Origin of the sequence: Nocardioides ginsengisoli, assembly GCF_039537225.1 — a bacterium.
GTDB classification, from domain to species: Bacteria; Actinomycetota; Actinomycetes; order Propionibacteriales; family Nocardioidaceae; genus Nocardioides; species Nocardioides ginsengisoli.
The window spans coordinates 106,793-127,093 of record NZ_BAABAC010000023.1 but is presented as its reverse complement, the minus strand read 5'-3'; the positions used below and the strand labels follow the sequence as shown (position 1 = coordinate 127,093).

Sequence of the window (20,301 nt, the reverse complement as noted above, 5' to 3'; positions counted from 1 at the left end):
TGCCAGGAGGAACATCCGGCACGACGCCGCGGTGCGAGGCGAGAGGTGATGTGGATGTCGTTGCAAGGAGCCGCACCGACGGTGCCGGATGGTCCTGAACGGTCGGACGCGGTGCGGCGGGCGGTGCAGCTCCGGTGGGCCGACGTCGACGCGCTGGGGCATGTCAACAACGTCGCGTACGCCGCCTACTTCGAGGACGCGCATCGCGCCTTCCTCGAGGATGGCCTGGCGGTGACGCGGCAGGCCGTCACCTATCTCAGGCCCCTCATGTTCGGCACCGGCGCGACCATCGCGACCCGCGCCTGGGTCGACCCGAGCCCTCAGGAACCGGTCGTCCTGGCCGAGCTGTGCGAGGAAGGGACCGGGAGCCCGCGTGTGCATGCCAGGTCGAGAGCCGTCCTGGGTTCCCCGCCATCACGGAGCCAGGGGGAGCGGCCCTCGGTGGCCCCGATCGTGGTCGAACGCGGTCATCACCTGCGGGTCGCCGTCCGTGTGGCGGACCTGTCGCCGCGGGGGGACGTGGCGGATACCGCGGTCTTCGAGTTCCTTCAGGAGGCGCGGATCGCGCTGATGGCGGAGATGGACCTCGAGCCGACCTCCACCGTGGTCGCCCAGAAGGACGTCCATTTCCACCGCCCCGCTCCCGAGCACTGGGAGTCCGTGGAGATGTGGAGCTGGGTGTCCCGGATCGGCAACCGCTCGATGGCCATCGACTCGGTGGTGGCAAGCGGCGCCACGATCGTGGCCAGGGGAAGCTCCACCCTGGTGTTCTTCGACGCCCGCGCGCAGCGGTCGGTGACGCCGCCCGAGAGCGTGACGCGGGCGCTGCGCTCCTGGCAGCTCTGATCACCTGGTCCTCTCGAAGGACAAATCTCCCCGATCCCCTTGCCGGCACTTCACAGTGACCGCTACGGTGATAGCGCACTATCATTTGAGGGCGTGCGACCAGATCGAGTCGCCCTCGACGCCCGCGCCGAGCGCGACCCGCTGACGGCAGCGACTCGTCGGCCCTCATGAACGGAGAGATGGATGTCTGAGCAACGCTATGCCGTGGTCGACCCCGCAACGGGCGAGGAGGTCCGCGCCTATCCGACGGCCACCGACGACGACGTGATGGCGGCCGTGGCGAACGCGTCCGAGGCCTACGAGACCTGGGCGCGCGACGCCGCCGTCAGCGACCGGGCGAAGTGCACGCGGCGCGCCGCCGAGCTCCACACGGAGCGGCGGGACGAGCTCGCGGCCATCATCAGCCGCGAGATGGGAAAGCCGCTCGACCAGGCGCTCATGGAGGTCGACTTCAGCGCCAGCATCTTCGCCTACTACGCGGCGAACGCAGAGGCCTTCCTCGCCGACGAGGAGATCCCGGTCCAGTGGGGCGGCGGCTCCGCCCTCATCCAGCGGCAGCCGCTCGGAGTGCTGCTCGGCATCATGCCGTGGAACTTTCCCGTCTATCAGGTCGCCCGCTTCGCCGCGCCGAACCTGGTGGCCGGCAACACGATCGTCCTCAAGCACGCCCCACAGTGCCCGGAGTCCGCCGCCGCGCTGGCCCAGCTCTTCGCCGACGCCGGCTTCCCGGCCGGCGCGTACAACAACATCTACGCGACGAACGCCCAGATCGAGGCCGTGATCGCCGACCGCCGCGTCCAGGGTGTGTCGCTGACCGGATCCGAGCGGGCCGGCGCGGCAGTCGCCGAGATCGCCGGCCGGCACCTGAAGAAGGTCGTCCTCGAGCTCGGTGGTTCCGACCCGTTCATCGTGCTCAGCACCGATGACATGGACGCAACCGTGGACGCGGCCGTGATGGCACGTGTGGCCAACGGCGGCCAGGCGTGCAACGCAGGCAAGCGCATGATCGTCCACGAGGACCTGTACGACGACTTTGTGACGAAGTTCAGTGCACGGCTGACGGCGATGCCCGCGGCGCCGTTGTCGTCCGGTGCTGCGGCGGAGCGGTTGGAGGAGCAGGTGTCGCAGGCCGTCGCTGACGGCGCGACCCTCGCCGGCGCCGAGGAGCAGGGAGGTGCCTGGTTCGCCCCCGGTGTGCTCACGGGCGTCGAGAGCAGCGCCGTCGCTCGCGAAGAGCTGTTCGGGCCGGTCGCAATGGTGTTCAAGGTTCGAGACGAGGCGGAGGCGATCCGGGTCGCGAACGACACCGACTACGGACTCGGCTCCTACATCTTCACCACGGACGCCGAGCAGGCGCGTCGGGTCGCGACCCGGCTGGACGCCGGCATGGTCTTCGTCAACGGGGTCAACGCGATGGGACCCGAGATGCCCTTCGGTGGTGTCAAGCGATCGGGCTTCGGCCGTGAGCTTGGCCGGCTCGGCATCGAGGAGTTCCTGAACCGGAAGATGATCCGGATCGTCCGCTGAGTGTGCGGAAACGCCGACTCACCACATCACGAAAGGCAAGGCAGCAGCACGTGAGACGCGAGATCTACGACAGTGACCACGAGGCGTTCCGGAAGTCCGTCCGGGAATTCATGGAGCGCTCGGTCATTCCGAATCTTGACTCCTACGTGGAGAACAAGGCCTTCCCGCGCGAGCTATGGCTTGCAGCGGGCGAGCAGGGGTTGCTGGGCCTCGGCATCCCGGAGGAGTACGGCGGCAGCGGCGCCGAGGACTTCCGGTTCGCGGCGGTGCTGGGGGAGGAGACCTCGAAGGTCGTCGCGGCCCTCAACAGCTGCTGGGGCATCCACTCGGACACGGTGGTGCCCTACTTCGTCGAGCTGGGCACCGAGGAGCAGAAGAAGCGCTGGCTGCCAGGTATCGCGTCGGGCGAGATCCTGTGTGCGATCGGGATGACGGAGCCGAGCGGGGGATCGGACCTGGCCGCGTTGAAGACCACCGCGGTCCGTGACGGGGACGAGTGGGTGATCAACGGCTCCAAGACGTTCATCACCAACGGCTACTCCGCCGACCTGGTCCTGGTCGCGGCCAAGACCAGCCCCGACAAGAAGGCGCGCGGGATCTCGCTCTTCGCGGTCGAGACCACCAAGGAGGGCTTCTCCCGCGGCCGCAAGCTCGATAAGGTCGGCCAGGAGGAGTCGGACACGGCAGAGCTGTTCTTCGACAACGTGCGGGTCACGGATGCGGAGCTCATCGGCGAGCTCGACCACGGCTTCATCCACATGATGCAGTGGCTCCCGCAGGAGCGCCTCGGGTCCGCCATCAGCAATGTCGCTCATGCCAAGCAGATCCTCGAGGAGACGCTGGTCTACACCAAGGAGCGCGAGGCGTTCGGGCAACCTGTCGGAACCTTCCAGCACAACAAGTTCCTGCTCGCCGAGCTCTTCACCCAGATCGAGGTCGCGGAGGCATACGTCGACAAGTGCGTCATGGCCCACGTGCGGGGAGAGCTCACCGCCATCGATGCCGCGAAGGCCAAGTGGTGGGCAGCCCAGGCACAGTCGGAGGTGCTCGACCGCTGCGTACAGCTGCACGGCGGCTACGGGTTCATGAATGAGTATCGCGTGGGTCGCGCTTGGCGGGACGCTCGGATCACGAAGATCTGGGCCGGCTCTAACGAGATCATGAAGGAGCTGATCGGGCGCGACCTCGGTCTTTGACCGTGCTGCGTCCATCGCAGGCGACGCCCACACGTGGCTTGAGGAATCCGACAAGGATTCCGGTTCGACGCTGCGCTCCATCTGTTGCCCGGGTCTCGGCGGCCACGCGACTATCGACCGATACGGGCCGGACAAGAGAGCCGGACGAGAGAGGGAGGGCACGTGCCCATCGATCGACCCACCGCTTCGGCTCTCGAGCGGATCGCCGCAGGTTACGGCCTCGAGATCTCCCCGGCGGACCTGGAGAACTTTCGCACCGCGGCGGAGGACTCCATGGCCGCCTGGGATCTGGTCGAGTCACTCTACGCGGAGCAGGTGTCGGCGATTCCCGAGCGCGCGTGGTCGCGGCCCGACGACTCGGACAATGCATGGGGCGCCTGGTACGTCCGGACCGAGGTCCAGGATTGCGACGATGGCCCACTGGCCGGCCGGCGGGTCGCCATCAAGGACAACACCAGTGTCGCCGGTGTGCCGATGATGGACGGCTCGAGGATGCTCGAGGGCTTCATCCCTCGCGAGGACGCGACCGTGGTGTCCCGGTTGCTGGCGGCTGGTGCCGTGGTCGTCGGGAAGTCCGTGTGCGAGGACCTCTGCATGTCGGGGGGATCCCACACCAGCAAGAGCGGGCCCGGGCCCGTGCGCAATCCATGGGACCCGAGCCGGGCGGCCGGCGGCTCCTCGAGCGGCAGCGGCGTGCTCGTGGCCACCGGTGAGGTCGACCTGGCCCTGTCGGGCGACCAAGGCGGCTCCATCCGCATCCCGGCTTCCTGGCTGGGCATCGTCGGTCACAAGCCAACCTGGGGTCTGGTGCCCTACACCGGCGCGGTTCCGGTCGAGCCGAGCCTGGACCACCTCGGGCCCACCGCACGAACGGTGACCGAGGCCGCGCAGATGCTCACGGTCATCGCCGGACCGGACGGGCTCGACCCCCGTCAGCCGTCTTCGATGGAGATGGTCGACTACGCGGCGCTGCTCGGACGAGGTGCGGCCGGCCTGCGAGTCGGTGTGGTCACCGAGGGATTCGGTCACGCCAACTCCGAAGGCGAGGTCGACGACACGGTCCGCGCTGCCGTCGAGAGTCTCCGGTCGGCCGGCATGGTCGCAGAGGAGGTGTCGGTCGCGTGGCACGCCAACGCACCCGCCCTGTTCAGCGTAATTGCATTCGAGGGGGGGCTCGCCCAGCTCGTCGAGGGCAACACGTTCGGCTTCGGGTGGAAGGGCCGCTATGACCCGGAGCTGATGGCGCACTACGGTGCTCGCCGACTGACGGATCCGTCCGCGTTCTCGGAGTCCCTCCAGATGACGATGCTGGCCGGACGCCATGCCCACGACACCGGCCACGGCCGGCACTACGCGATGGCACGCAATCTGGAGCGCCACCTCACCGCTGCCTACGACGAGGCGTTGCGCCACTACGACGTCCTGGTGATGCCCACGACGCCGATGCGGGCGACCCCGCTTCCGGAGCCAGATGCGGGCGTGCTCGAGGTCCTCGCCCGTGGCACCGAGATGCTCACCAACACCGCCCCTTTCGACATCACCGGGCACCCGGCCTGCTCGGTTCCCGCCGGCGTGGCCGGGGGGCTGCCGGTCGGGATGATGATCGTCGGGAAGCGGTTCGAGGACGCCACCGTGCTGCGCGTCGCCCATGCGTTCGAGACCGAGGTGGGCGGCTTCCCGCGCCCCGGCCGACCGGAGGTTCACTCATGAACGGAGTGTTCGACCTGGGCGGGACCGACGGCCTCGGGCCGATCGAGGCGCCCCCCGCGGAGCCGCCGTTCTTCCAGGACTGGGAGCGGACGGTCTTCACGATGCAGCTGTCCTGCATGATCGGAGGCTGGTTCGGGCTGGACTCCTTCCGGCACGGCATCGAGCTGATGGACCCCGTGACCTATCTCAGCTCGTCGTACTACGAGCACTGGCTCCATTCGTTTGAGCATCACGGCATCGCCAAGGGTCACATCGACCCCGACGAGCTGGACCGTCGGACGCAGTACTTCCTGGACCACCCGGACGCGGCGCTCCCGGTCCATGAGCCGAAGCCGCAGCTGATCGAGATCGTCGATGCGCTCTCGACGCACGGTGCCCCGGCGTCGCGACCGACCGAGGCGCCGATCGGCTTTGCGGTGGGCGACGTCGTCCGGGTCCGTGGCGTCGCACCCCTGGGCCACACGCGCCTGGCCCGCTACGTCCGCGGCAAGGTCGGGACGGTCGTTGCGTACCGCGGCTCGTTCGTGTTCCCAGACTCGGCCGGCAACGACCGTGGTGAGGATCCGCACCACCTCTACACGATCCGGCTCGAGGGCACCGAGCTATGGGGCGAGGAATACGCCGATCCCCGGACCTCCTCGACGTTCGACGTCTGGGAACCCTACATCGAGCTGGTGCGAGAGAGCGAAGGAGCGGGAACATGAGCGAAGCCGACCGCACGTCGGAGGCGATCGCGGCGCGGGTGAAGGCCCTGGAGTCGATGCTGATCGAGCAGGGCCTGCTGACCACCGAGATGATCGACCGCTACGTCGACATCTACGAGAACGAGGTCGGCCCGCAACTCGGCGCGAAGGCGGTGGCGAAGGCCTGGGCCGATCCGGAGTTCAAGGAGCGGCTCCTTGAGGACGGGACTGCGGCCTGCGCCGAGCTGGGCATCGGTGGGGGGCAGGGCGAGCACATGGTGGTGCTCGAGGACACCGATGAGGTGCACCACGCCATCGTCTGCACGCTGTGCTCCTGCTACCCGTGGCCCGTCCTTGGCCTGCCGCCCAACTGGTATAAGGAGCCGCAGTATCGCTCGCGCATGGTCCGAGCGCCGCGACAGGTGCTGGCCGAGGACTTCGGATACGAGATCCCAGAAACCAGGGAGATCCGCGTCTGGGACTCCAGCTCCGAGATCCGCTACTGGGTGCTGCCCCAGCGTCCGCCGGGTACCGAGGGGTGGTCGGAGGAACAGCTCGCCGGGTTGGTCACCCGCGACTCGATGATCGGCGTCGCTCCCATCGAGGCAGTGTCATGACGACGTCAGCCGTGGGGTCGGAGTCGACGGCCGGAGAGCGGCGCAGCGTGGACGAGCTGATCGGGGATCTCCCCGGCCGGTCCAACGATCTTGCGTTCGACGAGCCGTGGGAGCTGCGTGCCTTCGCGCTCGTGGTCGCCGCGCATGAGGCGGGTGGGTATGCCTGGGCCGAGTTCCAGCAGGAGCTCATCGCGTCCATTCGGGAGTGGGAGGAATCCGCCGACGACACCGATGCGTCGTGGTCGTACTACCAGCACTGGGTCCGGGCGCTCGAGTCAGTGCTGGCCGGGCGAGGGGCCGTCGACCGGAACGCTGTGGATCGACGGACGTGCGACGTCCTCGCCACCCCCAAGAACCGCAACCATCACGAACCGCATTACGAGCCGATCGCCGTCGACCCCGCGAGGACGACGTCGATCCCGGAGGCACCGTGAACATCGAATCCACCCCCCTCGCCCATCGTCCCACCCCGTCGGCCGTGCCGCTCTGGGCCTCGGCACTCGCGGCCGTGGCGCTGCTTGCCGTGTTCTTGATCCTCCAGGGGAACGACTCTCTCCTCTCTGCCGAGATGGGCTCGTGGCTGCACGAGGTCACGCACGATGGACGGCATGCACTCGGCGTGCCGTGCGACTGACACCGTGGCTGCGACGTCCTGGGGGCTGCGCCTCAGGTGTGGTGCGGTCGCGGGAGCAGCGGGCGGCCTAGCGTCTGTCGTGGTGCTCTGGCTGATGGTCGAACCGGTCATCGGCCGAGCCATCCTGCTCGAGGAGGAGATGCACGGCCGGCACGAGGCCGGGGGTGCTCACGAACACGGCGCCACGGTGACGCGCCTGCAGCAGCAGATCGGGGGCACGATCACCGTTCTCGTCGTTGGCGTGCTCCTCGGACTTGCATTCGCCGTGATCTACGCGCGTGTGCAGCACCGCTTCTCTGAGGAGACGGATCAGGGAAGGGCGCTGAGCCTCGCGGCGCTGGCGTTCACCGTCGTCGCTGCCGTGCCGAGCGTGATGGTGCCGGCTAATCCGCCCGGGATCGGCAGCTCGGACACCGTGGGCCGGCGGACGCTGATATATCTGTTGATCATCTTGGTCGGCGTGCTCTTCGTCGGAGTCGTATTCGCGCTCCATCGGGCAGCGGTCGACAGGGGCATCGCGCCGGAGGGGCGCTGGCTCCTGACTGCAGCGGCGGTCGCGATCGGCGCCTTGGTCGTCTTTTCGGTGCCGCACGTCGAGGAGCGAGTGCCTTCGGTAATTCCTGCTGATCTCGTCTGGGACTTCCGTGTCGGATCGCTGGTGCAGACGGCCGCCCTGTGGACGACGATGGGGATCGTTCATGGCGTGTTGCTGCATCGCGAACGAGAGCGTGAGTCGGTGAGCTTGATGGCTCGGGCTCGATGACCTGGAGGCGACGCCGTGCGCCCGTCGTCAAATCGGAGGATGAGTCATCCTCGGCTCCGCGCGGCGCCTCTGATGGAGACGTCGTAGACCGGCCATGCCAGGTCTCGTTGGACGAGATCGTCGCGCGACTCCTGCTCTGGTCGGGCTGCTGATCGGAGACTTCGACGTGCTGCCTCGCGGAGGACTGGCGCGGCTCGCAACCGGTGACGCCTATGGTCCAGCTGGCGCGAATCGCCGTCGATAGGAAGTCGGCGTCGTCGCGAACGCCGTAGTGAAGTTCTGCCGGAAGGTCACGACGCTGCTGAAGCCGCACTCTTCTGCGATGCGGGAGATCGGCCAGGTCGTCGTCTCGAGGAGGCGGCGAGCTTCGTCGAGACGACGAGTGAGGACCCATCGTGCTGGTGTTGTGCCGGTGACCTCCGCGAATCGGCGCGTGAAGTTGCGCCGGCTCATCCGGGCGTGGGCTGCCAGGTCGTCGACCGAGAGTCGCTCATCGAGGTGGGCGAGGGCCCAGTCGATTGTGGTTCCGAGGTCGCCCACGCCCCCCGCCGCCGGTATGGGGCGGTCGACGTACTGAGCCTGGTCGCCTTCGCGGTGGGGCGCGACGACGAGATGGCGAGCGACGGTGGCTGCCGCGGTCGATCCGAGCTGCGAGCGCACGATCGACAAACACGCGTCGATTGCCGACGCCGTGCCGGCGGATGTGAGGACGTCGCCGTGGTCCCGATAGAGCGCTGCCGGCGTGACGGTCACATCCGGGCGTCGCTTGGCGAGCTCTTCGACCGCGCCCCAGTGGGTGACGACATCCCTTCCGTCGAGGACCCCGCTGTCCACGACGGGGAAGGCTCCGAGGCACAGCCCTGCGATGTGGCTGCCCCGCGCCTGCGCGGCGCGGATCCTGTCGGCCAGGACCGCGTCGGTTGGCGGGAGGTCGCTCGGCCACGACGGCATCACCACGAGGTCGGCGTCCTCGACGACGTCGGGTCCTGCGACGGCTTCGACGCGGAGCCCCTCGGCGGTCCGGATGCCGTGCCCGTCCTCGGTCCACACGACGGGAGTCCATCCTTCGGCCAGACCGAGGCGGCTGACCTCGCCGAAAACCAGCAGCGGAGCGGCAAGGTGGAACATGGTTATGCCGTCGAAGGCGTGCACGACGATGCGCATTGTGGCCCGATCTCATCGAAGGTCGTCTTTCGTGCCACTCACGGTACCGCCTCGCAGCGACCAGAGTGGAGGGGAAGGCCCCACCCACCTAAAGCAGGAGAGTCTCTGTGTCCACGCCCCGCCGCGCGCTGATCGTCGTCGACGTCCAGCAGGAGTACTTCGACGGCATCCTCCAGATCCAGTCCCCGTCACGCGAGCAGTCTCTTGCCAACATCCTGGCCGCGCTCGATACCGCGGAGCGCCAGGACATGCCCGTGGTCATCGTCCAGCACGAGCTGCCCGAGGGCGCGCCGGTCTTCGCCGTCGGAAGCCACAGCTGGTCGTTGCGCCCCGAGATCGAGCGGCGCCTGAAGCCCTCCTGGAAGCGGGTGACCAAGGACAAGGGCAGCGTCTTCGCTGGCACCGACGTCGCCGCTTGGCTGCTCGAGCAGGAGGTCGACACCATCACCATCGTCGGCTTTATGACCAACAACTGCGACATCGCCACAGCGGTGGGCGCCGAGGAGCTCGGCCTGGCTGCGGAGATCCTCTCTGATGCGAGCGGTGCGATCCACCTGGCCAACGAGGCGGGCAAGGTCTCCGCCGACGAGCTGCACCAGGCCCTGCTCGTGCTGCTGCAATCCAACTTCGCAGCGGTCGCCAGCACCAAAGCCTGGGCGGAGGCCGTCGCCGCTGGAGCCGCGCTGCCCAAGAGTGACCTCGGCACTTCCGCCATGCAGGGCCGCGCCTCCTTCGCCGGCTGAATGGCGGACCCTGCGGGTCCACGAGTGCCGCCAAGCAACATGGTGGTCGTCGTGGGCGGACGCCTGTGGCGTCGCCCACGACAGAGGCAGTGGCAACCGAGCTCGTGCTCGCCTCAGAAGGTAGAGCGCTCCTTCCTGGCGTCGCATTGGCCTGGCCGGCCCACCCGGAGTCGGAGAGGCGGGTCGCCGGGAGCGGAAATCGCTCCCGGCGGGCGGCGCCGACACGCGACCGGGGCGAGCCGGCAGTCGGCAGATAGTCGTCACGGGACCACGAATTTTCACCATCAACCATCATCGGCCGGCATGCAGTGTTCGCGCAGGTCCGGCCGTGTTTTCCAATCACCGTCGGCGGCAGTCGTCAAGCCCCAGAAGGCCCTCGAATTGTCCCCCGACAAGGCCGTCTCGCTTCTCGCTGGAGGATGACTTAGCTCGAGCCGGGCCTGATTGTCTCCGCCTATGGCTATCTCGTGAGGACACTGAATCGCTGGATCGAGGGCGTGCTCACCGCGGCGCACAGATTGCAGTCTTCAGCGGCTGTCGTATTCGTCGCGGGCGCGTAGGACTGTCTCGATGTGCTCTTCGGCCCATTGCCCGAGCGCGGCGAGGGGCTTGCGCAGGGTCTGGCCGAGGGCGGTGAGTTCGTACTCCACGCGGGGTGGCATCTCGTTGTACATAGTGCGGGTGAGGTCCCGTCGCGCTCGAGGCCGCGCAGGGTCTCGGTGAGGACCTTGCCGCTGATGCCGTCGACTCTCTCGCGGAGCGCGCCGAACCGAAGCGGCCCGTCGTCCAGCCAGAGGAGCTTCCAGCTCGCGGTGACGGGCCCGGCCATGGTCAACGGCGAGCTGGTTGCTGTGCCTGTGCGCTTCACCAGCCGCCGCGATGGGGCGTCGATGGACATGACCGGAGTGGACCTGCTTACTGTCCGTGACGGCAAGATCGTCGAGGTGCACCTGTTCTCCGAGAACGGCGTAGCCGAGGACCAGTTCTGGGGACGTCCCTGACCTTCGGTGGTCAGGTGAAACGCATATGATGGTCGTCGGCGCCGGACGCTCCAGCAGAGCCATGCGGATCAGAAGGACCCGCGTAGTCCCACGTTCCGGAAGTCTGGTGACCTCGCCCAAAGGTGTTCTCACTGCTTCGTTCCGCGGCATTGGTACTAACGAGGGCGCGACGACGACCAGCCGCCTGCGGTCCGCAGATAGTCCGCAGAAGGTCCCGGAACGACCACTTCTGGCCATCGACGATCAACGAACGGGCGGGCGTGTTTGCGCAGGTCAGACAGAGTTTCCAGTCATGTCCAGTGTCAGTCACCAAGGCCCAAGAACCCCTCGAATCGTCCCCCTGGTACTACTGATTTGCTACGTCTGCGACGGTCAGGCGGCGTGCAGGGCCGAGAAGTCCGCGCCTGGCCCGCAGAGTCCGGGAGAAGCCGACGAGAGTCGGATCAACGGCGAGACCGACGAGCGTGTGCGCGGGGCGGATGCCTTGGCTGCGCGTGCGCGGTCTCCGTGCGATGGGCCGCATGCGGTGTTGGACTTTGCGCCCTGGGCTGGCCGAAAGGCCATGGTCCACCCTTGAGGCGGGGATACCCCCGCCACAAATCTTGAGGCGGGGGTATCCCCGCCTCAAGTCTTTTCCGGGGACGTCAGGTTGCGCGAGCTCAGCATCTTCATCGACGAGTCTGGCGACTTCGGACCCTTCGAAAAGCACTCGCCGTCCTACGTCCTCAGCCTCGTCTTCCACGACCAGGGCGATGACATCACTGGCCACCTCGACAAGATCCATGCCGGGTTGCGAACGCGGGGTCTGTCGGCCGATCACGCCGTGCACGCCGGCCCCCTCGTCCGCCGGGAGCAGGAGTACCGCTGGATGGGAGCTGCCGGAGCGCCGCGCTGTCTTCCGTCTGCTCGTCGACTTCCTGTACCAGTGCGCGCGCTGACCCATCACAGCTGGGTCTTCCGTAAGCGGGAGCTCGACTACGACCAGCTCGTCAGCAGGATGTCGCGGGAGCTCGGCGCGCTGATGCGCGAACACGTCGCCTACTTCGCTGGCTGGGACCGAATCGTCATCTACGACGACAACGGTCAGAAGGAGATAACGACCCGCGTCAACAGCGTCTTCAACGCGCTCCTGTCGAACGTAGCGGTTCGCAAGGTGGTGCCGTCGGACTACAGCCTGTTCCAGGTCGCAGACCTGTGCTGCACACTGGCGCGCGTACGACAGAAGATCGAGACCGTTGGCCTGTCCTCCTCCGCGAGCGACTTCTTCTCTACCCCGAAAGACGGCGCGGCTCGGGCGCTGAAGAAGGGCTACTTCAAGACGCTCGACCGCAAGCGGTTCGGCTCGTCATCGCCCGGCCGCAACTCCTGGTCGACGTCCACACACGCGAGCCCGGCGGTCAGGCGGACTCGCCGGACGAGGTCGTCCAGAAGTCCTCGAGCGGCCCGCCGACGTCGGGGAGCTCGTGCGCGACGATCTCGCGGGCATCCGCTGCGCTGAGGCCCAGCATGACCAGCAGCGACTCGGTCACGCTGTCAGTGAGGGCGGCGTCGTCGACGTCGGGGTGCTCGTGGAGGTGCTGGGCGATGGCGAGGGCGGCGCCGCCGGCGATGAGGAGGGCCGCGGTCGGGTCGCCGGTGGAGAAGCGGCCGGCCTCGACGGCGGTGCGGATGTCGCGGAGGGCGCGGGGGGCGAGGCCGTGGTCGGACGTGACCAGCGTGGCCCCCTGCGACAGGATGACCTTGCTCAGCTCGGGGAAGTGCCGGTGCAGGCGGCCGACCAGGCGGAAGCTGCGCGCGAACGCCTCGGCGGGGTCCTCGAGGTCGGTCGTGACCTGGTCGAGGAAGGCGCCCTGCAGCTCGAGGGCGTCGTCGACGGCGGCCTCGAACAGCTGCTCGCGGCTCTCGAAGTGGTTGTAGAACGACCCCATGCCCACGTCGGCCAGCTGGGTGATCTCGAGGATCGCGACGTTGGTGCGGTTATCGGCGATGAGCTGCTGGGCCGCCTTGATGAGGGCGGCCCTGGTCTGGGCCCGGCGCCGCGCGCCCCGTGTGCTCGCCGCCTTGGACATCGCCTCCGACATCCGCTGCCTCCTCGTTCGCCGGTTCCGCGCACCCAATCTAGTGCAGATCGGCAAAGGTGACGATTTCGTCAGAAAGCCTTGACCAGCGCTCGACTGTTGGTTGACGATTACGTCAGTCAAGAGGAGAGGCCATGTCTACCCACCACACGCACAACGACCTGCACAGCGAGCAGGGAGCGCTGGCCGGAGAGCACCCCGGTCGGGCCAAGAACCCCGTCATCAAGGTGCGCGACCTGGCCTGGCTCGAGTTCGAGAAGCCGGACCTCGACGGCGCCGAGGTCTTCGCGCACGCCTTCGGCTTCGCCACCAGCTTCAAGGATCGCGACGAGCTGCACCTGCGCGGCACGCTCGCGGGAACCCCCGCCTCAACGTCCATGGTGGCGCGATCGCGATCGGCCACCCGTTCGGCATGACAGGTGCCCGTCTGACGACGACGCTGCTCCACAGCCTGGAGGCGCGCGACCGGGAGATCGGCCTCGAGACGATGTGCGTCGCCGGCGGGCAGGGCATGGCGATGATCGTGCAGAGGCTGTCGTGAGCGCGGCGGGTAGGTTCGCGGGACAGGTCGCCCTGGTGACGGGAGCCAGCCGCGGCATCGGGTACGGCGTCGCTGCGGCGCTCATCGGCGAGGGCGCGCGAGTCTGCATCACGGGCCGCGACCCGGAGGCGCTCGCCGCGTCCGTCGCCGAGCTGGGCGGCGACGACGTCGCGCTCGGCGTCGCCGGCAAGGTCGACGATCCCGAGCACCGTATGCAGGCCATCGGCCGGGTCGTCGACCGGTTCGGCCGGATCGACCACCTGGTCAACAATGCCGGCATCAATCCGGCCGACGGCGGGATCGCCGAGATCGACCTGGGCCTGGCCCGCAAGATCCTCGAGGTCAACCTGCTGGCCCCGCTCGCGTGGTCTCAGCTCGCCCTGCGCGCCGGCATCCGCGCCCACCGCGGCGCGATCGTCAACGTGGGCTCCACCTCCGGCGTCCGGCCCGTGCCGGAGCTCGGCATGTACGGCACCAGCAAGGCCGCCCTGGCGTACCTGACCAAGGTCCTCGCGATCGAGGTCGGACCGGAGGTGCGCGTCAACGGCGTCGCGCCCGGTGTCGTCAAGACCCGCTTCGCCGCGTCGCTCTATGAGAACCGTGAGGACGAGGTGGCGGCGAGCTACCCGCTGAAGCGGCTCGGCACGCCCGCGGACATCGCGGACGCCGTGCTCTTCCTGCTCTCCGCCCAGGCGTCGTGGATCACCGGACGCACCGTCGAGGTCGACGGCGGCGTCACCCTCCGCTGAGCTCGCCACGAGCCCAGCCCTCGAACCAAGGAGCTTCATCCATGCAAGGACAGCTGCAGGAATACCCGCACGGATCGGCGGCGCGGGTCGCGATCGTCACGGGCGCGGCCCGGGGGATCGGCGCGGCGACCGCCCGCAGGCTGGCGGCCGGTGGACGCGCCGTGGCCGTGCTCGACCTCGACCTCGACGCGTGCGCGGTCGTCCGCGACGAGATCGTCGCGGCCGGCGGCACGGCGCTCGCGGTCAGCGCGGACGTCACGGACGAGACCGCCGTCGACCGGGCGGTCGAGGAGATCGTCGAGGGTCTCGGTGCACCGACGATCCTGGTCAACAACGCGGGCATCACCCGCGACAACCTGCTCTTCAAGATGTCGGTCGACGACTGGGATGCCGTCGTGCAGGTGCACCTGCGGGGCGCCTTCCTGATGACCCGGGCGGCGCAGCGGCACATGGTCGCCCAGCGCTTCGGACGGATCGTCAACCTGTCGAGCACGTCGGCGCTCGGCAACCGGGGCCAGGCGAACTACGCGGCGGCCAAGGCCGGCATCCAGGGTCTGACCCGGACGCTCGCGGTCGAGCTCGGGCCGTTCGGTGTCACCGCCAACGCGGTCGCGCCCGGCTTCGTCCAGACCGAGATGACGGCCGCGACGGCCGAGCGGCTCGGCCTGACGTTCGAGGAGTTCACCGCCCGCGCGATCGCGAAGATCCCGGTCGGCCGGGGCGGTCAGCCCGAGGACATCGCGGCCGTCGTCCACTTCCTGACCAGCGACGAGTCGGGCTATGTCTCCGGCCAGGTCCTCTACGTGGACGGCGCGCGGCGTGGCTGAGATCGCGGTGACGCCACGGGTGTTGGCGCCGGACGAGTATGTCGCGTCCGTCGGCGAGCTGCTCGGCCGCTCGGGCTGGCAGCGCATCGACCAGGGGCGGATCGACGCCTTCGCCGCCGTCACCGGCGACGACCAGTGGATCCACGTCGACCGGGAGCGTGCCGCCGGCACCGAGCTCGGCACCACGATCGCGCACGGCTATCTCACGCTTTCGCTGCTGCCGTCCCTGGTCGGCGAGGTCTACCGCGTGGAGGGCGTGCGCAAGGCAGTCAACTACGGGCTCGACCGGGTGCGGTTCCCCGCACCCGTGCCGGCCGGGAGCCGGGTACGCGCCGCAGTCCGGCTCGTCGCTGCCGAGCGCGGGGGCGACCGGGTGCGCGCGGTGGTCGAGACCACGGTCGAGCGCGAGGGGGACGAGCGGCCGGCGTGCGTGGCGCGCTCGGTCTCCCTGCTGTACCTCGACAGGGGCGACGCGTGAGCGGCCCGAACCGGGTCGTCGTGGCGGCGCTCGACCGTCTGCTCGCCGAGCATCCGCCCGCGATGACCGAGCGGCTCGACTTCCTGCGCGCGCAGTACGACGCGGGCTTGGCCTGGGTGCACCACCCCGTCGGCCTCGGTGGTCTCGGCCTGTCCCGGGCGGAGCAGCCGGCGGTGACCGCGCGACTACGCGCCGCGGGTGCCCCGACCAATGCACCCGAGCGGAACCGGATCGGCCTGGGCATGGCGGCGCCGACGATCCTGCGGCACGGCACCGACGAGCAGCAGCTCCGCCTCCTCCGTCCGCTCTGGACGGGGGAGGAGGTGTGGTGCCAGCTCTTCAGCGAGCCCGGCGCCGGCTCCGACCTCGCCGCGGTCGCCACGCGCGCGCGGCGCGACGGCGACGGCTGGGTGATCGACGGCCAGAAGGTGTGGACGTCGAGCGCACACCTGGCCCGGCGGGCGATCCTGCTCGCCCGGACCGACCCGGACGTCCCCAAGCATGCGGGGCTGTCGTACTTCGTGGTCGACATGACCGACCCCGGCGTCGAGGTGCGCCCCTTGCGCCAGCTCACCGGCGAGGCGGAGTTCAACGAGGTGTTCCTCAGCGGCGTGCGGGTGCCGGACTCCGACCGGGTCGGCGACGTCGGCGCGGGTTGGGCGGTCGCGACCTACACCCTCGGCAACGAGCGGGTCGCGATCGGTGGACGCCCGACGCCCCGCGAAGGTGGGATGATCGGCCGGCTCGCCCAGACCTGGCGGTCGCGCCCGGAGCTGCGCCGCCCGGACCTCCACGACCGGTTGATGGACCTGTGGGTCCGGGCCGAGGTGAGCCGGCTCGACGCACGTCGTACGACGCAGGTCGCGACGGCAGGTGCCGCCGGTTCGGGCCTCAAGCTGGCGTTCGCGCGCGACGCGCAGCGCATCTCGGCGCTGGAGGTCGAGCTGCTCGCGGCGGAGGGTCTCGAGTACGGCGAGTGGGCGATGGCCCGGCCGAACGCCGTCGACCTGCTCGGTCGTGACGCGGGCTATCGCTATCTGCGGGCCAAGGGCAACTCGATCGAGGGCGGCACCTCGGAGGTGCTGCGCAACATCATCGCGGAGCGGGTGCTCGGACTGCCTGCGGAAGCCCGCCCCGACAAGGGAGTTCCCTGGAAGGAGACGCGTCGATGACCGACGTGCAGTTCGCGTATGACGAGGATGAGACCGCGCTGCGTGAGGCGGTCCGCAGCATGCTGGTGAGCGTGTGCACCCCCGAGGCGCTGTCCACGGCCTTCGCCGGCGACCGGTCGCTGCTGGACCGGGTGCGGGACGCCCTGCGCGATCAGCTCGGTCTGGGCGGGTTGCTGCTCGACGAGGACGCTCTCGCCTTCGCGGGGGTCGTGGCCGAGGAGCTCGGCCGCCAGGTCGCACCGGCGCCGTTCCTGACGAGCGCCGCGATCGCGGCCACCGTGGTGTCGGCGGTCGCTGACCAGTCCCTCGTCGACGAGGTGGCGGCCGGCCGGACGCTCGCCGTGCCCGTCCCCTGGTCGAGCGCGTACGACGACGTACGTCCGGTCGCGCGCATCGACGCCGACGGCACGCTGACGGGGATCGCGTCGCACGTCGTCGGCGTCCTGGAGGCCGACGGGCTGCTGGTGCCGGCCATCGGCGCTGACGGCGTGCTCGAGCTGCATCTGGTCGCGGCCGATGCGCTCGGCGTCGAGCGCCGGCTGGTGACGGCGCTCGACATGACGCGCCCGCTCGCGACCGTCACCCTGAGCGGCGTCGCGTCGGTGCGGGTGGGGCGGGGTGTCGTCGTGGACGCCGCGTTGCGCCGCGGTCTCGCGGTTGGCACGATCCTGCTCGGATCGGAGCAGCTGGGCCTCGCCGACGAGGTGCTGAGGTCGACCGTCGACTACCTGCGGACCCGGCGCCAGTTCGGCCGCGAGCTGGGCTCGTTCCAGGCCCTGAAGCACCGGGTCGCCGACCTCTGGGTCGATCTCGAGGGGCTGCGCGCCGTGGCCCGGTACGGCGTCCTGGCCGCCACCGATCCGTTGGAGTACCGCGCCTCGCTGGTCGCTGCCTACGCCTCCGACGTGGTGGTGCAGCTCGTCGAGGAGTGCCTCCAGCTGCACGGGGGCATCGCGATGACGTGGGAGCACCCGCTCCACTACGCGCTCAAGCGAGCCAAGTCGAACCAGATCGCGCTCGGCCCGTCGGGGCGCCACCGGATGCTGTTGGCTGAGCTCGTCGGCCTTGCTGCCGCCGATGTGTCACCGAGGGAGCCGGCTCTGTCGTAGGTCGGCCGGGCGGCCAGCGAGGGAAGGGGCCGTCTCTCACCGCCGAGGACCCGAGAAGTCCGTGACGCGTGCCCGTGGCTCTACCGCGTCGCATGATAAGCAAAGGTGATCAGCCCATGCGCATTTGATCTTTGACGCTTGGCCTCCGGCCACGAGACCCTGCGCCCATGAGCAGGTGGGACGCCGACCCCGAGGACGACCTGAAGGTCGATCCACCGAAGACCTACGCCGCCGGCCTGCCGGGCGTGCGCCACGCGCTGGAGTACTCCTTCGCGCAGGCGGGCGCCCAGCGGACGGCCCTCACCCTGCTCAACCTCAACCAGACCGACGGCATCGACTGCCCCGGCTGCGCCTGGCCGGACCCGAAGCACCGCCATGCCAACGAGTACTGCGAGAACGGCGCCAAGCACGTCAGCGACGAGGCGACGACGCGGCGGGTGACGCGCGACTTCTTCGCACGGCATGCGGTGGCCGAGCTCGACGGCAGGTCGGACATGTGGCTCAACCAGCAGGGCCGGCTGACCGAGCCGATGGTGAAGTGGCCCGGAGCCACGCACTACGAGCCGATCGGGTGGGACGACGCGTTCGGCGTCGTCGCCGAGCACCTCACGGCGCTCGACTCGCCGGACGAGGCGATGTTCTACACGTCGGGGCGGCTGAGCAACGAGGCCGCCTTCCTGCTGCAGCTGTTCTCGCGGTCCTACGGCACCAACAACCTCCCCGACTGCTCGAACATGTGCCATGAGTCGAGCGGCTCAGGGCTCGGGGAGACGCTCGGCATCGGCAAGGGATCGGTGTCGCTCGACGACATCCACACGTCCGACCTGGTGTTCGTGGTGGGCCAGAACCCGGGCACGAACCACCCGCGGATGCTGTCGGCGTTGGAGCAGACCAAGCGCAACGGCGGACGGATCATCGCGATCAACCCGCTGCCCGAGGCCGGCCTGATGAGGTTCAAGAACCCTCAGAAGGCGCGCGGGATCGTCGGCAGGGGCACGGCTCTCGCCGATCAGTTCCTCAAGATCCGTCCGGGCGGCGATCTCGCCCTCTTCCAGGCGCTCAACCGGCTGCTCCTCGAGGCGGACGACGCCGCGCCGGGCACCGTGGTCGACCACGAGTTCATCGCCGCCCACACCACCGGGTACGACGACTTCGCCGCGCACGCCCGCACCATCTCCTGGGACTACGTGCTCGACGCGACCGGTCTCACCCGCGCGGAGATCGAGGAGGTTCGCGACCGGGTGCTGGCGAGCCGGAGCGTCATCGTCTGCTGGGCGATGGGCCTCACCCAGCAGCGGCACGGCGTCCCGACCATCCGCGAGGTGGTCAGCTTCCTGCTCCTGCGCGGCAATATCGGCCGGCCCGGCGCCGGGGTGTGCCCGGTGCGCGGCCACAGCAACGTCCAGGGCGACCGCACGATGGGCATCTGGGAGCGCTCCCCGGACTGGTTCCTCGACGCGCTCGGCGCCGAGTTCGGTTTCGAGCCGCCGCGCGCGCACGGCTACGACTCGGTGGACGGCGTGCGGGCGATGCGCGACGGTCGGGCCAAGGTCTTCGTCGGCGTGGCCGGCAACTTCGTCCGCGCCATGTCCGACAGCGACGTGACCGAGGCGGCGCTGCGCTCCTGCGCGCTGACCGTTCAGATCTCCACCAAGCTCAACCGCTCGCACACGGTCTGCGGCGACACCGCGCTGATCCTGCCGACGCTCGGCCGCAGCGACCGCGACGTCCAGGCGGCCGGCGAGCAGTTCGTGACCGTCGAGGACTCGATGAGCGAGGTCCACCAGTCGCGCGGCCGGCTCGCCCCCGCCTCCCCGCACCTGCTGAGCGAGGTCGCGATCATCAGCCGGCTCGCCCGCCGTACCCTGGGCGCCGGGAACGGCGTGCCGTGGGAGGACTTCGAGCGCGACTACGCGCTCATCCGCGACCGGATCGCCCGCGTCGTCCCGGGCTTCGAGGACTTCAACGAGCGGGTCGCGGCGCCCGGCGGCTTCCGCCTGCCGAACCCCGTCAACTCCCACACCTTCCCCACGCCGAGCGGCAAGGCGGTCTTCACGACCAACGCGCCGGACTGGCTCCAGGCGCCGCCCGGCCACCTGATCCTGCAGTCGCTGCGCTCCCACGACCAGTGGAACACCATCCCGTACGCCATGAACGACCGCTATCGAGGCATCCACGACGCCCGTCGCATCGTCATGGTCAACCCCGACGACCTCGCCGACCTCGGCATCCCCGACGGCGAGCTGGTCGACCTGGTGAGCGTCTGGACCGACGGCAGCGAGCGGCGCGCCGAGGGCTTCCGGGTCGTCGGCTACCCGGCGGTGCGCGGCTCGGCCGCGTCGTACTACCCGGAGACCAACGTGCTGGTGCCGCTCGACAGCGTCGCGGAGATCAGCAACACGCCCACGTCGAAGGGCGTGATCGTGCGGCTCGAGGCCCGGTCGTCCCGAGCGTCGTGACGCC

The 20,301-nt window shown here is 69.3% G+C and carries 21 protein-coding genes and 2 pseudogenes; 19 read left to right on the top strand and 4 right to left on the bottom strand.

Features of this window, described 5'->3' with window-relative positions; all coding sequences use genetic code 11:
• Positions 1-54: 54 nt before the first annotated feature.
• The 9 genes from AB4880_RS12160 to AB4880_RS12120 all read left to right on the top strand — a co-directional run bounded on the left by AB4880_RS12160 (position 55) and on the right by AB4880_RS12120 (position 7,976).
• The gene (locus tag AB4880_RS12160) at positions 55-846 is read left to right on the top strand and encodes an acyl-CoA thioesterase (RefSeq protein WP_367919495.1); all 792 of its coding nucleotides are present in this window, start codon (positions 55-57) and stop codon (positions 844-846) included.
• A gap of 183 nt (positions 847-1,029) precedes the next feature.
• Positions 1,030-2,373 carry an NAD-dependent succinate-semialdehyde dehydrogenase gene (locus AB4880_RS12155; RefSeq protein ID WP_179728212.1) on the top strand — a complete coding sequence of 448 codons (1,344 nt, stop codon included), beginning with the start codon at positions 1,030-1,032 and terminating at the stop codon, positions 2,371-2,373.
• Between the two features lie 50 nt (positions 2,374-2,423).
• Positions 2,424-3,569 (top strand): acyl-CoA dehydrogenase family protein, encoded by a 1,146-nt coding sequence (locus AB4880_RS12150; protein ID WP_179728211.1) that lies wholly within the window; start codon positions 2,424-2,426, stop codon positions 3,567-3,569.
• 84 nt (positions 3,570-3,653) lie between these two features.
• Positions 3,654-5,279, top strand: a complete 1,626-nt coding sequence (locus tag AB4880_RS12145) for an amidase (RefSeq protein ID WP_367919494.1) — start codon at positions 3,654-3,656, stop codon at positions 5,277-5,279.
• Positions 5,276-5,983, top strand: coding sequence for a nitrile hydratase subunit beta (gene nthB, locus AB4880_RS12140; RefSeq protein ID WP_367919493.1), 708 nt, complete (start codon positions 5,276-5,278; stop codon positions 5,981-5,983). Before AB4880_RS12145 ends, nthB begins: the two co-directional genes overlap by 4 nt.
• Complete coding sequence (gene nthA, locus AB4880_RS12135) at positions 5,980-6,579, top strand: nitrile hydratase subunit alpha (RefSeq protein WP_179728208.1); 600 nt, start codon at positions 5,980-5,982, stop codon at positions 6,577-6,579. The genes nthB and nthA overlap by 4 nt, the downstream gene beginning before the upstream one ends.
• Before the next feature lie 47 nt (positions 6,580-6,626).
• Positions 6,627-7,013 carry a nitrile hydratase accessory protein gene (locus tag AB4880_RS12130; protein ID WP_218865836.1) on the top strand — a complete coding sequence of 129 codons (387 nt, stop codon included), beginning with the start codon at positions 6,627-6,629 and terminating at the stop codon, positions 7,011-7,013.
• Entirely contained in the window at positions 7,010-7,213 is a 204-nt protein-coding gene (locus AB4880_RS12125; RefSeq protein WP_367919492.1) for a CbtB domain-containing protein, read from the top strand. The genes AB4880_RS12130 and AB4880_RS12125 overlap by 4 nt, the downstream gene beginning before the upstream one ends.
• Positions 7,179-7,976 carry a CbtA family protein gene (locus AB4880_RS12120; protein WP_367919491.1) on the top strand — a complete coding sequence of 266 codons (798 nt, stop codon included), beginning with the start codon at positions 7,179-7,181 and terminating at the stop codon, positions 7,974-7,976. The genes AB4880_RS12125 and AB4880_RS12120 overlap by 35 nt, the downstream gene beginning before the upstream one ends.
• Before the next feature lie 210 nt (positions 7,977-8,186).
• Here the strand turns inward: AB4880_RS12120 and AB4880_RS12115 are convergent, their stop codons facing one another.
• Entirely contained in the window at positions 8,187-9,140 is a 954-nt protein-coding gene (locus tag AB4880_RS12115) for a GlxA family transcriptional regulator (RefSeq protein WP_179728205.1), read from the bottom strand.
• 107 nt (positions 9,141-9,247) lie between these two features.
• On the opposite strand from AB4880_RS12115, the gene AB4880_RS12110 reads away from it, so the two are divergent.
• On the top strand, positions 9,248-9,883 hold the full coding sequence (locus AB4880_RS12110; protein ID WP_367919490.1) for an isochorismatase family protein: 636 nt from the start codon (positions 9,248-9,250) through the stop codon (positions 9,881-9,883).
• A 527-nt stretch (positions 9,884-10,410) separates the two neighbouring features.
• On the opposite strand, the gene AB4880_RS12105 is transcribed toward AB4880_RS12110, so the two are convergent.
• Both AB4880_RS12105 and AB4880_RS12100 read right to left on the bottom strand, forming a co-directional pair.
• Entirely contained in the window at positions 10,411-10,557 is a 147-nt protein-coding gene (locus AB4880_RS12105; protein WP_379145950.1) for a winged helix-turn-helix transcriptional regulator, read from the bottom strand.
• Between the two features lie 65 nt (positions 10,558-10,622).
• Positions 10,623-10,712: pseudogene (locus AB4880_RS12100) on the bottom strand (hypothetical protein); the annotation flags it as partial.
• Between the two features lie 821 nt (positions 10,713-11,533).
• Here AB4880_RS12100 and AB4880_RS12095 point away from each other — a divergent pair.
• A complete protein-coding gene (locus tag AB4880_RS12095; protein WP_367919489.1) occupies positions 11,534-12,382 on the top strand; it encodes a DUF3800 domain-containing protein in 849 nt (282 codons plus the stop codon).
• Here the strand turns inward: AB4880_RS12095 and AB4880_RS12090 are convergent.
• Positions 12,282-12,965 carry a TetR/AcrR family transcriptional regulator gene (locus tag AB4880_RS12090; RefSeq protein WP_367919488.1) on the bottom strand — a complete coding sequence of 228 codons (684 nt, stop codon included), beginning with the start codon at positions 12,963-12,965 and terminating at the stop codon, positions 12,282-12,284. The genes AB4880_RS12095 and AB4880_RS12090 overlap by 101 nt on opposite strands.
• A 131-nt stretch (positions 12,966-13,096) precedes the next feature.
• On the opposite strand from AB4880_RS12090, the gene AB4880_RS12085 reads away from it, so the two are divergent.
• From AB4880_RS12085 to AB4880_RS12050, 8 genes and pseudogenes are all read left to right on the top strand, one after another.
• Entirely contained in the window at positions 13,097-13,378 is a 282-nt protein-coding gene (locus AB4880_RS12085) for a VOC family protein (RefSeq protein ID WP_367919676.1), read from the top strand.
• A pseudogene (locus AB4880_RS12080) lies at positions 13,327-13,503 on the top strand (acetyl-CoA C-acyltransferase); the annotation flags it as partial. The gene AB4880_RS12085 and the pseudogene AB4880_RS12080, both read left to right, overlap by 52 nt.
• On the top strand, positions 13,452-14,252 hold the full coding sequence (locus tag AB4880_RS12075) for an SDR family oxidoreductase (RefSeq protein WP_367919487.1): 801 nt from the start codon (positions 13,452-13,454) through the stop codon (positions 14,250-14,252). The pseudogene AB4880_RS12080 and the gene AB4880_RS12075, both read left to right, overlap by 52 nt.
• A gap of 41 nt (positions 14,253-14,293) precedes the next feature.
• Complete coding sequence (fabG, locus tag AB4880_RS12070) at positions 14,294-15,079, top strand: 3-oxoacyl-ACP reductase FabG (RefSeq protein WP_367919486.1); 786 nt, start codon at positions 14,294-14,296, stop codon at positions 15,077-15,079.
• Entirely contained in the window at positions 15,072-15,557 is a 486-nt protein-coding gene (locus AB4880_RS12065; protein WP_367919485.1) for a MaoC family dehydratase, read from the top strand. Before fabG ends, AB4880_RS12065 begins: the two co-directional genes overlap by 8 nt.
• A complete protein-coding gene (locus AB4880_RS12060) occupies positions 15,554-16,729 on the top strand; it encodes an acyl-CoA dehydrogenase family protein (protein WP_367919484.1) in 1,176 nt (391 codons plus the stop codon). Before AB4880_RS12065 ends, AB4880_RS12060 begins: the two co-directional genes overlap by 4 nt.
• A complete protein-coding gene (locus tag AB4880_RS12055; RefSeq protein ID WP_367919483.1) occupies positions 16,726-17,838 on the top strand; it encodes an acyl-CoA dehydrogenase family protein in 1,113 nt (370 codons plus the stop codon). Before AB4880_RS12060 ends, AB4880_RS12055 begins: the two co-directional genes overlap by 4 nt.
• Positions 17,839-18,005: 167 nt before the next feature.
• Positions 18,006-20,297 carry an FdhF/YdeP family oxidoreductase gene (locus tag AB4880_RS12050; protein WP_367919482.1) on the top strand — a complete coding sequence of 764 codons (2,292 nt, stop codon included), beginning with the start codon at positions 18,006-18,008 and terminating at the stop codon, positions 20,295-20,297.
• The last annotated feature ends 4 nt before the right edge of the window (positions 20,298-20,301 follow it).